Raw genomic sequence first — 12,290 nt, 5'->3', positions numbered from 1 at the left:
CTAATTAAAAGTCGGGGTCAGCTCCGGCAATCGGACATAAATTTCGCTTGCGAAATTTATGTCCGATTGCCGGAGCTGACCCCGACTTTCGTTCTCTAACCGATGAAGGAGTCGAACTGCATGTCGAACTCCTGCAGCGCCTTCTGGGCGTTTTGCATCTTCTTGCGGAATTCGGGGCCGCGTTTCAGGGCCAGGCCGACGGCCAGCACGTCGATCACCACCAGGTAGGCCAGGCGGGCCGAGATCGGGGTGTAGGGGTCGGTGTTGAAGATCAGGTCGATCGGGATCAGCACCGTGGCCGTTTCCGCCAGCGGGGTGCCGGATGGCGCCAGCACGATCACGTCGGCGCCGCCTTCCCTGGCCAGCTTGGCCGAGCGCACCAGGGCAGGGCTGTTGCCGCGCTGGGAAATCGCCACCACCGCATCGCCTTCATGCAGCAGGGCTGCCGAAATACTGTGGATCGCCGGATCGGCGTAGGCCACGGTCGGCACGCCGGAGCGGAAGAACTTGTGCTGCGCGTCGGCCGCCACGATGCCGGAAGTGCCGTGGCCATAGAACTCGATCTTGCGCGCACGCGACAGGATATCGAGCGCCTTTTGCACCGGTTCTGCGTTCAGGTTATTGCGCAAGTCCAGCAGCGTGTTGATGGAGCGGCTGCAGATCTTGTTCACCAGGTCGGACGCCAAATCGTCCTGCGCCGGCTGGTCGTTCAGGCCGGGCAGGGCGAGCGCCAGGCCCTGCGCCAGTTTCAGCTTGAATTCATGCCAGCCGTCGTAACCGAGCGTGCGGCAGAAGCGCACCACGGTCGGCTCGGACACTTGCGCGCTCTTGGCCAGTGCCGTGATATTGGCACCTACCGTGCGGGCCGGGTTGTCTAGCACGGCCAGGGCGACCTTGCGCTCCGATTTGGAGAGCGAGTCGAGCTGGGTGCGGATGGAGTCGAGCAGCATCAGTCTTCAGGCAAGGCTTCTTCGCGCCATTGCAGGCCATCGCGTCCGATCAGGGCGCTGGCGGCAGCCGGGCCCCAGGTGCCGGAAGCATATGGCAGCGGCGCGGAATCGTCCTGCTCCCAGTTGTTCAGGATAGGTTCGACCCAGTCCCAGGCGGCTTCCAGCTCGTCGCCGCGCATGAACAGGGTCAGTTGGCCGCGCAGCACGTCCAGCAGCAGGCGCTCGTAAGCATCCATGCGCGGCATCTTGAAGGTTTCGCGGAAATCCAGTTCCAGTTCCGCCGGTTTCAGGCGCATGCCTTCACCCGGGGTCTTGGCCATCAGGTTCATGCGCAGGCCTTCGTCCGGTTGCAGGCGGATCACCAGGGAATTCGGCTGGAAGCTGGAAGTCGGCTGGTTGAAGATCGAGTGCGGGATCTGCTTGAAGCGCACCACGATTTCAGCCAGCGAGTCGGCCATGCGCTTGCCGGTGCGCAGGTAGAACGGCACGCCGGCCCAGCGCCAGGTGTCGATTTCCACTTTCATGGCAACGAAGGTTTCAGTCTTCGAATTCTGCGGCGCTTCCGGTTCGTCGCGGTAGCTCGGCACGGCCTTGCCTTCCACGTGGCCGGCGCGGTACTGGCCGCGCACGATGTTCTGCGCCAGGGTGGTTGGGGTGAAGCGCTTCAGGGATCGCAGCACCTGCAGCTTGGAGTCGCGCACGGCGTCCGGTGCGATCGAAGTTGGCGGTTCCATGGCGACGATACAAAGCAGTTGCAGCAGGTGGTTCTGCAGCATGTCGCGCAAGGCGCCGGAGGTGTCGTAGTAGCCGATGCGGTTGCCCACGCCGAGCTTCTCGGCGATGGTGATCTGCACGTCGGAGATCCATTCGCGGCGCCACAGCGGTTCGAACAGGATGTTGCCGAAGCGCAGGGCCAGCAGGTTCTGCACGGTCTCTTTGCCCAGGTAGTGGTCGATACGGTAGATCTGCTGTTCTTCGAAGACCTTGCCCACTTCCTTGTTGATCTGCTTGGCCGAGGCCAGGTCGCGGCCCAAGGGCTTTTCCAGCACCACGCGGGAATTGGCGGTGGCCAGGCCGTTGTCCTTCAGGTTGTCGCAGATGCGCGAGAACAGGGCTGGCGGGGTGGCCAGGTAGTAGACGCGGGTGATCGCAGGATCGGTGCGCAGCGCTTCGACCAGGCCTTTGTAGGTGGCGGAATCGACGGCGTCCAGCGACACGTAGACAATGCGTGCGATGAAGCGCTCCCAGTTTTCGTCGGTAGCCTTGACCGATTTGATATGGGGACGGGAGGTGGTCGTCACCATATTGATGAACTCTTCCTGGGTGCTTTCCTGGCGGCCGACACAAACGATGCGCGCGGTCGGCGGCAGGTCGCCGCAAATGTCGCGGCTAAACATAGCAGGCAGCAATTTGCGCATTGCGAGGTCGCCGCTGCCGCCAAACAGAACCAGGTCGAAATCAGTGAGAGCCATAATCGTCTTCAGGTGAGTTACAGGAGTTTACTTCAGTCTACGTACTTCAATCCAAATATGCGGGTTCGATGCGGCCGGCCACCGGCATGTGCACGGACAGCACCTTGCCGCTCAGCGGGTGGGCTGCCAGCTCGTCCGCCGGGCGCTTGCCGGCGGTGGTGATGTACAGGGTGCGCAGGTCGGCACCGCCGAAAGCCACCATGGTCGGGCAGCGCACCGGCAGCCGGATCTCATCGAGCTGGTCGCCCTGCGGCGACAGCTTGAGGATGCGGCCGCCTTCGAACATGGCGACCCAGTAGTTGCCTTCGCTGTCCACTGCTGCGCCGTCCGGCCGGCCACCGTAATCGGCTGCCGACTTGTCGGTGCTGAAGCGGCGCACATCGCGTTCATCGGTGACGGTGCCCGACAGCAGGTCGAAAGCAAAGCGCGTCACGCGGTGGCTGGCCGTTTCGGCGTGGAACATGGTCTTGTTGTCCGGGCTGAAGCCCAGGCCATTCGAGTTGACCATGCCGCCGGACCAGACCTTGCGCACCTGGCCGCGTTCGAGTACGTACATTTCTGCCGCCGGTTTGTCGCGCGGCTCGTAAATGGTGCCGCACCAGAAGCGGCCTGCCGCATCGCACTTGCCGTCGTTGAAGCGGGTGGTGGACTGGTTGAACGGCACTTCCGCCACCAGCTTCAATTCGCCGGTGCCTGGATCGAAGTGGGAGAAACCACGGCGCTGGGCAACCATCAGGCCGCCTTTTGCGGCGCGTGCCAGCGATGAGGCCTCGCTCTCGACTTTCCATTGCTGGTGCTGTCCCGAAGCCGCGCACAGGCGGTGGATGGCGAAGCCTTCGATGTCGACCCAGTACAGTGCGTTCTCGTCCGGCACCCACAGCGGGCTCTCGCCCACGGTCATGGTGGCGTCGCAGGCGACCTCGATGTGATAGCTGTTCATTGGATCTGGGCTGCCTTGGCCATCACGATCAGGCCATTGGTCGAGCTGTCATGGGCTTCCGGATCGACCTTGCCGGTCAATTCGGCCTGGATTTTCCTGGCCAGCACCTTGCCCAGTTCCACGCCCCACTGGTCGAAGCTGGCGATATTCCAGATCACGCCTTGCACGAACGTCTTGTGCTCGTACAGCGCAATCAGCGCGCCAAGGGTGGATGGAGTCAGCTGGTCCATCAGGATGGTGTTGGAAGGGCGGTTGCCCGGGAAGGTCTTGTGCGGGACCAGTTCTTCCATTTCCGCCGGCGCCACGTTGGCGCCTTTCAGTTCAGCGCGCACTTCGTCTTCGGTCTTGCCCTTCATGAAGGCTTCCGACTGGGCGAAGCAGTTTGCCAGCAGTGCGTCGTGGTGGCCCGGCAGGTCGTGCGTTGCGCGCAGGGCGGCGATGAAATCGATCGGCGTGACGTCGCTGCCCTGGTGCAGGAGCTGGAAGTAGGCGTGCTGCGCGTTGGTGCCGCACTCGCCCCAGACGATAGGGCAGGTCGGGGTGTCGACCGGCTGGCCGTTCTTGGTCACGCGCTTGCCGTTGCTTTCCATGTCGAGCTGCTGCAGGTAGGCCGGGAAGCGGCTCAGGTCCTGGTGGTAAGGCGCGATGGACAGCGAAGTCGCGCCGAGGAACTGGCGGTTCCAGAATCCGACCAGGGCCAGCAGCACCGGCATGTTGGCTTCCAGCGGCGCTTCGCGGAAGTGTTCGTCCATCGCATGCGCGCCTTCCAGGAAAGCCTGGAAGTAGCCGAAGCCGATCGCAATCGCAACCGACAGGCCAATCGCCGACCAGACGGAATAACGGCCGCCGACCCAGTCCCAGAACGGGAACATGTTTTCCGGATCGATGCCGAACGCGCGCACCGCGTCGGTATTGGTGGACACGGCGACAAAGTGGCGCGGCAGGTCGGCCTCCTTGGCCTTGGCCAGGAACCAGGCGCGCGCGGTCTGCGCGTTCAGCATGGTTTCTGCGGTGGTGAAGGTTTTCGACGCGACGATGAACAGCGTGGTTTCCGGATTGGCCTGCGCCAGCACCGCATCCATATCGTGGCCGTCCACATTGGAGACGAAGTGCATCTTCAGGCGCGGATGGCAGTAGGAGCGCAGGGCCAGCACGGCCATTTTCGGACCCAGGTCGGAACCGCCGATACCAATGTTCACCACGTCGGTGATCGGCTTGCCGGTATGACCCAGCCAGCCGCCATTGCGCACCTTGTCGGTAAATACTTTGATGCGGTCCAGTACCGCGTGCACGTCGGCGTTCACGTCCTGGCCATCGACCGTCTGCACCTTGCCGCGCGGCATACGCAGGGCGGTGTGCAGCACGCTACGGCGTTCGGTAATATTGATTTTTTCACCGGCAAACATGGCATCGCGCTGCTCGGCCACGCCGCGCGTGCGGGCCAGGTGCACCAGCAGCTTGATGGTCTCGTCGTCGGCGCGGTTCTTGGAGTAATCCAGGAACAGGCCAGCCGCATCGACCGTCATGCGCGGGAAGCGGCCAGGGTCCTTCTGGAATAACTGGCGCATTTGCCAGTCGCGGGCATCGTGGGCGTGGTTTTCGAGGGCCTGGTAGGCGGCGGTGGAGGTCAGGGCGGGCAAGCGCATAATGTCCGGTGGCGTATGGTTTTGTGAATTGTGTTTAACTATACAGGAAAAACAGGTAAATTCACTACAAATCTTTTCGTGTGTAGGCGTATTGCGCCGCTTTCGGTCAGAATTCGGCCTGTTTTAGCGCAAGGATAGCGCTCGCGTTTGGAAATTTTGTAGTAAAATTTCCGGAAATTCATTGAAAAGGAACGATCATGCCGTTGCATCCAGTCCTGGAAAAAGTCACCGCACGCGTCATCCAGCGCAGCCGCGTTTCCCGCGGCGCCTACCTGGCGCACCTCCAGGCGGCCCGCGTTAAAGGCCGCACCCAGCGTGGCACCCTGTCCTGCACCAACCTGGCGCACGGTTTTGCCGCGTTCCCGGCAAACGATAAGCTGATCCTGAAGGAAGTAAAGCAGCCTTCCGTGGCGATCATTTCCGCCTACAACGATATGCTGTCGGCGCACCAGCCGTTCGAGACCTTCCCGGCCATCATCAAGGATGCGGTGCGCAAGGTTGGCGCGGTGGCGCAGTATGCGGGCGGCACGCCGGCCATGTGCGACGGTGTGACCCAGGGCCAGCCGGGCATGGAGCTGTCGCTGTTCTCGCGCGATGCAATTGCGATGTCGGCGGCGATCGGCCTGTCCCACAATATGTTCGACTCGGTGCTGTACCTGGGCGTGTGCGACAAGATCGTGCCTGGCCTGTTGATCGGCGCGCTGCACTTCGGCCACCTGCCGGCAGTGTTCGTGCCGGCCGGTCCGATGACTTCCGGCCTGTCGAATAAGGAGAAAGCGGCGATCCGCCAGCGCTACGCGCAAGGCAAGGCGACGCGTGAAGAACTGCTGGAAGGCGAAGCCCAGTCCTATCACGGCGCCGGCACCTGCACGTTCTACGGCACCGCCAACTCCAACCAGCTGCTGATGGAAATCATGGGCCTTCACCTGCCGGGTGCTGCCTTCATCAATCCGGGCACCCCGCTGCGCGATGCGCTGACTGCCGCTGCCGCCCAGCGCGCGGCGCAGATCACCGAGATGGGCAGCGAGTACATCCCGGTTGGCCATATCGTGGACGAGAAGTCCATCATCAACGCCGTGGTGGGCCTGCTGGCCACCGGCGGTTCGACCAACCACACCCTGCACCTGGTGGCAATTGCCAAGGCCGCCGGCGTGGTGATCGACTGGGACGATTTCAATGAGCTGTCGGCCGTGGTGCCGCTGCTGTGCCGCATCTACCCGAATGGCGACGCCGACGTGAACCACTTCCACGCCGCCGGCGGTACCGGTTTCGTGATCCGCGAACTGCTGGACGCCGGCCTGCTGCACGACGACGTGAACACCATCCTCGGCAAGGGCCTGCGCGCGCACTGCGCGGAGCCATTCCTGAACGAAGACGCGACCGGCGTGATCTTCAAGGAGGCGCCGCTCAAGAGCGCGGACGAGAAAGTGCTGCGCGGCGCAGCCGAACCGTTCTCGAAAGACGGCGGCATGGTGCTGGTACAGGGCAACCTGGGCCGTGCCATCATGAAGGTCTCCGCCGTCAAGGAAGAGCACCGCAGCGTGGAAGCGCCGGCGCTGGTGTTCGACTCGCAGGAAGCCTTCATGGCCGCTTACAAGGCCGGCACGCTGGATCGCGACTTTGTGGCCGTGATCCGCTTCCAGGGTCCGAAAGCCAACGGCATGCCCGAACTGCACACGCTGACCCCGGCGTTGGCCAACCTGCAGGACGCTGGCCGCAAGGTGGCGCTGGTGACCGATGGCCGCATGTCCGGCGCCTCGGGCAAGGTACCGGCTGCGATCCACGTGTCGCCGGAAATCCTGGCGGGCGGTCCACTGGGCCTGGTGCGCGATGGCGACATCATCCGCCTTGATGCCGCTTCTGGCACGCTCGAAGCGCTGGTCTCGTCCGACGTCTGGCACGGCCGCTCGATGGCGCAGGCCGACCTGTCGCCTAACCAGATCGGCATGGGACGCGAACTGTTTTCCATGTTCCGCAACATCGTGTGCGCCGCGGAGCAGGGCGCAACCAGCTTCCCGCTGCCATCGCCGATCCAAACGACCGTGCCGCTGCACGGCGAAGACAATGTGGGCAATACCATGCCCGGTTCCGATGAAGATTTCCTCGCAAAGAAAGCCTGACATGACCCTGCTTGAAATTATGCGTACTTCGGCCGTGATCCCCGTGATCGCGATTGACGACCCTGACCATGCCGTGCCGTTGGCGAAAGCCCTGGTGGCAGGCGGCATTCGCGTGCTGGAGGTGACCCTGCGCACCCAGCACGGCCTGGGCGCGATCCGCGCCATGAGCCAGGTGGAAGGCGCCATCGTCGGCGTCGGCACGCTGACCCAGCCTGAGGAATTCGCTGCCGCGCGCGATGCAGGCGCGGTGTTCGGCGTCTCGCCGGGCCTGACCGATGCGCTGATCGGCGCGGCCAAATCCAGCGGCCTGCCGCTGCTGCCGGGCGTGATGACCCCGTCGGAGGTGATGAAGGCGCGTGAGCAAGGCTTCAAGCAACTGAAGCTGTTCCCGGCGGTTCCGGCCGGCGGCGTGGGCATGCTGAACGCGATTGCCGGCCCCTTGTCTGACGTGGTGTTCTGCCCGACTGGCGGCATTTCGCAAGACACCGCGCCGGCCTTCCTGTCGCTGAAGAACGTAGCTTGCGTCGGTGGCTCCTGGCTGACCCCGAAAGACGCCATGCAGGCTGGCGACTGGGACCGCATCACCGCCATCGCCAAGGCGGCCAGCGCGCTGCGCCACTGATGGAAGTCATCGCCCGGCCATTGACGTCGGGTGAGATCGCGCTGGCCCGGCTGGTGTTCGGCGGCGCGATCGACTACCAGCGGGTGCGCATCCACAACACCCGCTTCATTCCTTTCCTGCAGCGCAAAGACGTCTGCATCACGCCAAACGGCGAAATGTATTTCCACATCTCCCGCTTCCGCGAAGACTTTTCGCGCACCACTGAGTGCGAACAGCATTGGTTCATGCACGAGATGGCCCATGTCTGGCAGTACCAGCTTGGCTACCCCGTGATGTGGCGCGGTGCGATCCGTCTTGGCCTGAGCTACGATTACGAAGTGTCGCCCGAATTGCGGCTGTGCGACTTCAATATGGAGGCACAGGCCGAAGTGCTGGCGGACTACTTCGCCACGGTCTACCTGCACAAGCAGGATGCGGGTTTATACCATGACATGCTGCGCGACTTCCTGCGCAATCCCTCATCTCCTGCCAACCTGCCGCGTATATTTTTTGCTAACAATGTGCTATCGTAGTTGCTTTAAGGCACATTTTCGCACCCATGACTAACCCGTACCAGGCACCAGCTGCCAACCTCGATCTCGCCGCGCAGCACAGCGCTAATTCAGACCAGCAAGTTGGCGGTTTCTGGCTGCGCGTCGCCGCCAAGCTGCTGGACTTCGTCATCATGTTGCCCTTGGTTGGGGTCACCTATTGGCTCAGTACCACTTCTCGCTTTTTCTACCTGTCCTGGATTGTTCCCGGCATCATTACCGGCTTGTGCTACTCGGTCTACCTGGTGGGCCGCTACGGCGCTACGCCGGGCAAGCTGGTGATGAAATTGCGCGTCCAGATGAAAGATGGCTCGCCGGTTACGTTCACGGCAGCGTTGATTCGCGAGGCACCGGTAATGCTACTGGGTGCCGCGATCAATCTCGGCCTTGGCCTGTCGGCCCTGTCGATGGATGACGGCACTTACCTCAATTATGGCTTCTTGGCGCGCAGCGAAGCCTTGATGGCGTCGGGGCCGGGCTGGCTCACGGCGGTGAATTGGATCATGCAGGGATGGACCTGGGTTGGCGCAATCGTCATGCTGCTGAATTCGCGCCGCCGCGCCGTGCACGACTTCCTGGCCGGCACAGTCGTCGTAAAAGTGGCACGATTGAGCTGATGGGCGATCGCACTATCAATCTCGCCAGCGCGGATACCAGCAATCCTTTCATTCAGCCTTCGGCTGTTGGCGCTGTCTTCGGCGGGCCTAGGGCTGAGGCTGTTAATTTGCTAATGATGTGATATCTTTATTGCCCTCGTAGATTTCCACATCAGTCGCCATGCAGAAAACTGCACTGATCATTGTCGATATGCAGGTCGGCATGAGCTGGCCGGAGCCGGCCGAGCGCAACAACCATCAGGCGGAGCAGGTCATCGCTGGCCTGCTGGGACGGTGGCGCGAACACGGTGCCCCGGTGGTCCATATCCGCCATATGTCACGTACCGTAGGATCGCCATTCTGGCCAGGCCAGCCAGGCGTCGAGTTCCAGGCTGCGCTGGCGCCGTTGGCGGGCGAACACGTGGTGGAAAAGAATGTGCCCGACGCCTTTATCAATACTGGGCTGGAGCGCTGGCTGCACGCGCGCGGGATTTCATCCGTGCTGGTGGTTGGGGTCAGCACCAACAACTCGGTGGAAGCGACCGCTCGCACTGGCGGCAACCTTGGTTTCAAGGTCTTTGTCGCAGCGGATGGCTGCTATGCCTATGCGCAAACCGATTATGACGGCGTGCGCCACAGCCCGCAGGTAGTTCATGCAATGGCCCTATCCAACCTGCACGGCGAGTACGCTACGGTCATTCAGTCGCAGGACGCCATTTCAACATTACTGATCAAGTAAGCTTAGGGGAAGAATAGATGGGACTCGAGATCGAAGCAGCTGGCGACCTGGTGACGGCCAGCCTGGTGGCCAAGGAAGTTGAAGGCGACACCGGCAAGACCGGCGAACATGGGCACAGCGCACCATGCGCCAACTGTGGCACCCTGGTCACCGCCAACTACTGCGGAAGCTGCGGCCAGAAGGGGCACCTCCACAAGTCTGTACTGCACCTGGGCGAGGAATTGATCCACGGCCTGCTGCATTTCGATACCAAGGGCTGGCGCACCCTGCCGCTGCTAGTTGCACGCCCAGGCCAGCTGACGCGCCGCTACATCGACGGCCAGCGCACACGCTTTGTGTCACCGCTGGCGCTGTTCCTGTTCATGATGTTCTTCATGTTCTTCGTCTTCTCGCTGACGATGGGCACCAGCTCGGGTCCAAGCACGGGCAAGGTCACCGAAGGCAAGAACGGCAAGGCGGCCTTCGAACAGAAGATGAACGAAAAGATCGCTGAGCAGAAGAAATTGGTTGCCGAGGCGGAGGCAGACCTGAAAGAGGCGGAACCCGGCACGGCGGAAGTCCCGGAAGCCCAGCACAAGCTGGATGAAGCAAAGAAAGCGCTCGACGGCCTGAATAGCGCCCTGGCAGCCGGCAAGATTGCCATGACCGGCACCGCCAAGTTCACGGAAACCATTAAACCGGCCAGCAGGAACGCGGGCAAGGAGACCGCGAAGGAAACGCCGAAGGATACGGCGAAGGAACCCGCGAAGGAAGCAACGACAGAGAACGCGACCACCAAGGAGCCCGGCATCCTTGAGGAGATTGTGCACGATGTCACCGAGGGGCTTACCGACCAGGACACGGCGGTCAACAAGAACTCCAGTCATTCCGAGTCCGGCTGGATCGGCAAAGGCATCCGGCATGCGGTCGATAACCCGGAACTGGCCAAGTACAAGCTGAAAAACGCGGCGTACAAATACTCCTTCCTGCTGGTGCCGATCTCGCTGCCTTTCCTGTGGCTGATGTTCTTCTGGCGCCGTGGCATCACGATGTATGACCACGCCGTGTTCTCGCTTTATTCGCTGTCGTTCATGTCGCTGCTGTTCACTCTTGTCGCGACCCTGAGCTACTTCGAATTCAGTGGCCTGGCGGCCAGCCTGTTCGCCTTCATCCCGCCGGTGCACATGTTCCTGCAACTGCGCGGCGCCTACGGCCTGTCGCGCTACGGCGCCTTGTGGCGCACCTGCTTCCTGCTGTTCATGACTTTTATCGTGTTGACCATGTACGCCCTGGTCGTATTGGCGCTGTCCGCTACTTAAGGTCCAGATGGAGTTTTACTCAAACACGCTGACGCCAAGAGAGCAATTCGAGGCTGAACGCGAGAGTCAAAACTGGAACGACCTGGAGCACCTGCAGGATGTGCTGAAGTATTACTCAGGATATTTTCGGCAAGCGGCTGTGGAGCGCTGCGAGAAGCTTGGACTTCCCGGGGCACTTCCGTTCGTGGCTTCGCGCTTGAACGACTGGGTGCCCCAGGTCCGACAGGCTGCCAGGAAAGCTGTGCTGGCAATGCTGGATGGGGCGAGCCTGAGCGAACAGCTTGCGACCCTGGTGATTGTGCAATCCCTGCGCAATGCGGGCAGGGTTGACCATGGGGAATGGATTTCGGAATTTGAACTCAAATTCCTGTCCACCATTGGGAAAGAAGATCTGTGGAACGCATTCAAAACTGGTCCGCGCAAACAGTCCCGCACCTGCTTCGACTTGATTCGCAGGCATGCGTTCATGCCCATTGAGCAATTGCTGGAATATGGAGTTGGGTCGAGGGTGGATATCGTCCTTGCTGCGAGGAGCGTGGAATTTGCAGCGCAACTGGATGCTCCTGCCAGGTCGGCTGTTTTAAAGCGAGGATTGGACTCCCATTTTGGTGCGGTCCGTCGAGCCGCCTTGCAATTGCTTTTGGCCCAAGGCGAGGCTGGAGCGATGGTGAACGAGTGCTTGCTGGACAAGCACGCCACTGTGCGTTCGCTTGCCATGAGCCATCTCGCGAGTCGTCAATTCGATCTCAAAGATTTCTATCGAGAGGCGCTGAACCCTGCGACTTCGCCAGCAGCGAACATAAGGATCGCCTTGCTGTCGCTGGCAGCTTTGGGCAGTGTTGAGGATCTTGATGCGATCAAGGCATATACCTCTGCTGCCAGCGCCGGTGTCAGGTTGGCCGCTTACATGGGCTGGTTAAGGCTTGTTCCCTCCGAAAAGGATACCCTTGTTTTACTGGCATTTGCCGATGTTGCGCCGTCCATTCGCAAGTTCGCACGGATGCTGCTTGAACGGTATGGAGCTTACGCGAATTTTGCTGACCTTTACCGGTTACTTGGACCAAGCGACGACTTGTTCAAAGTGATTTTCATGGTCCGAAGCCATAAATGGAACTGGCTGGAAGCGATAGCAATGCTTGCTCGCGATACCCCGCTGAATTCGCATGTGGCAGCCGAACTGGCGCGCGAGTTGCGTAGTTGGATTTCCAGTGCGCGGTGGGAACGCCACAGGCCAATAGGCAAGCAAGGGGAGGAATTGTCAGATCCGGCGACAATGGCGCACCTTGAGGCGTTGATTGCCGGTGAGAGCGAGCTCATAGAGCAGCTACGTGGGCATATTGCCTTGGGAACTGCGAACTGAGAATTCGAGGTTAGAAT

General features: G+C 61.4%; 11 protein-coding genes. 7 read left to right on the top strand and 4 right to left on the bottom strand.

Going from position 1 to position 12,290, the window contains the following annotated elements:
* Positions 1-95 precede the first annotated feature (95 nt).
* From ASD58_RS11505 to pgi, 4 genes are read right to left on the bottom strand one after another with little or no spacing between them, the layout of a single operon-like run.
* On the bottom strand, positions 96-950 hold the full coding sequence (locus ASD58_RS11505) for an SIS domain-containing protein (RefSeq protein WP_057261281.1): 855 nt from the start codon (positions 948-950) through the stop codon (positions 96-98).
* Positions 950-2,422, bottom strand: a complete 1,473-nt coding sequence (gene zwf / locus ASD58_RS11500; protein WP_057261279.1) for a glucose-6-phosphate dehydrogenase — start codon at positions 2,420-2,422, stop codon at positions 950-952. The genes ASD58_RS11505 and zwf overlap by 1 nt, the downstream gene beginning before the upstream one ends.
* 46 nt (positions 2,423-2,468) lie before the next feature.
* Positions 2,469-3,362 carry an SMP-30/gluconolactonase/LRE family protein gene (locus ASD58_RS11495; protein WP_057261278.1) on the bottom strand — a complete coding sequence of 298 codons (894 nt, stop codon included), beginning with the start codon at positions 3,360-3,362 and terminating at the stop codon, positions 2,469-2,471.
* Complete coding sequence (gene pgi / locus ASD58_RS11490; protein WP_057261275.1) at positions 3,359-5,008, bottom strand: glucose-6-phosphate isomerase; 1,650 nt, start codon at positions 5,006-5,008, stop codon at positions 3,359-3,361. The genes ASD58_RS11495 and pgi overlap by 4 nt, the downstream gene beginning before the upstream one ends.
* Before the next feature lie 197 nt (positions 5,009-5,205).
* On the opposite strand from pgi, the gene edd reads away from it, so the two are divergent.
* From edd to ASD58_RS11455, 7 genes are all read left to right on the top strand, one after another.
* Positions 5,206-7,128: a phosphogluconate dehydratase gene (gene edd / locus ASD58_RS11485; RefSeq protein WP_057261274.1), complete on the top strand. Its 1,923-nt coding sequence runs from the start codon at positions 5,206-5,208 to the stop codon at positions 7,126-7,128.
* A gap of 1 nt (position 7,129) precedes the next feature.
* Positions 7,130-7,750 (top strand): bifunctional 4-hydroxy-2-oxoglutarate aldolase/2-dehydro-3-deoxy-phosphogluconate aldolase, encoded by a 621-nt coding sequence (gene eda, locus ASD58_RS11480; protein WP_057261271.1) that lies wholly within the window; start codon positions 7,130-7,132, stop codon positions 7,748-7,750.
* Positions 7,750-8,262 (top strand): Rhs element Vgr protein, encoded by a 513-nt coding sequence (locus ASD58_RS11475; RefSeq protein WP_200951599.1) that lies wholly within the window; start codon positions 7,750-7,752, stop codon positions 8,260-8,262. The genes eda and ASD58_RS11475 overlap by 1 nt, the downstream gene beginning before the upstream one ends.
* A gap of 26 nt (positions 8,263-8,288) precedes the next feature.
* Positions 8,289-8,897, top strand: coding sequence for an RDD family protein (locus tag ASD58_RS11470; RefSeq protein WP_057261269.1), 609 nt, complete (start codon positions 8,289-8,291; stop codon positions 8,895-8,897).
* 160 nt (positions 8,898-9,057) lie between these two features.
* A complete protein-coding gene (locus ASD58_RS11465; RefSeq protein ID WP_057261267.1) occupies positions 9,058-9,615 on the top strand; it encodes a cysteine hydrolase family protein in 558 nt (185 codons plus the stop codon).
* A gap of 17 nt (positions 9,616-9,632) precedes the next feature.
* On the top strand, positions 9,633-10,913 hold the full coding sequence (locus ASD58_RS11460) for a DUF3667 domain-containing protein (RefSeq protein ID WP_057261266.1): 1,281 nt from the start codon (positions 9,633-9,635) through the stop codon (positions 10,911-10,913).
* 7 nt (positions 10,914-10,920) lie between these two features.
* Complete coding sequence (locus tag ASD58_RS11455) at positions 10,921-12,273, top strand: hypothetical protein (protein WP_057261264.1); 1,353 nt, start codon at positions 10,921-10,923, stop codon at positions 12,271-12,273.
* The last annotated feature ends 17 nt before the right edge of the window (positions 12,274-12,290 follow it).

The organism is Duganella sp. Root1480D1 (assembly GCF_001427305.1).
In the GTDB taxonomy this organism is placed as follows: Bacteria; Pseudomonadota; Gammaproteobacteria; order Burkholderiales; family Burkholderiaceae_D; genus Rugamonas.
Note: the sequence above shows the minus strand (reverse complement) of the source record. Positions and strands in the feature narration are given on the sequence as shown.

What these genes read in the sequence shown, in the direction of transcription:
- ASD58_RS11505 (WP_057261281.1), bottom strand. Translation starts at nt 950, where the DNA reads ATGCTGCTCGACTCCATCCGCACCCAGCTCGACTCGCTCTCCAAATCG.
- zwf (WP_057261279.1), bottom strand. Translation starts at nt 2,422, where the DNA reads ATGGCTCTCACTGATTTCGACCTGGTTCTGTTTGGCGGCAGCGGCGAC.
- ASD58_RS11495 (WP_057261278.1), bottom strand. Translation starts at nt 3,362, where the DNA reads ATGAACAGCTATCACATCGAGGTCGCCTGCGACGCCACCATGACCGTG.
- pgi (WP_057261275.1), bottom strand. Translation starts at nt 5,008, where the DNA reads ATGCGCTTGCCCGCCCTGACCTCCACCGCCGCCTACCAGGCCCTCGAA.
- edd (WP_057261274.1), top strand. Translation starts at nt 5,206, where the DNA reads ATGCCGTTGCATCCAGTCCTGGAAAAAGTCACCGCACGCGTCATCCAG.
- eda (WP_057261271.1), top strand. Translation starts at nt 7,130, where the DNA reads ATGACCCTGCTTGAAATTATGCGTACTTCGGCCGTGATCCCCGTGATC.
- ASD58_RS11475 (WP_200951599.1), top strand. Translation starts at nt 7,750, where the DNA reads ATGGAAGTCATCGCCCGGCCATTGACGTCGGGTGAGATCGCGCTGGCC.
- ASD58_RS11470 (WP_057261269.1), top strand. Translation starts at nt 8,289, where the DNA reads ATGACTAACCCGTACCAGGCACCAGCTGCCAACCTCGATCTCGCCGCG.
- ASD58_RS11465 (WP_057261267.1), top strand. Translation starts at nt 9,058, where the DNA reads ATGCAGAAAACTGCACTGATCATTGTCGATATGCAGGTCGGCATGAGC.
- ASD58_RS11460 (WP_057261266.1), top strand. Translation starts at nt 9,633, where the DNA reads ATGGGACTCGAGATCGAAGCAGCTGGCGACCTGGTGACGGCCAGCCTG.
- ASD58_RS11455 (WP_057261264.1), top strand. Translation starts at nt 10,921, where the DNA reads ATGGAGTTTTACTCAAACACGCTGACGCCAAGAGAGCAATTCGAGGCT.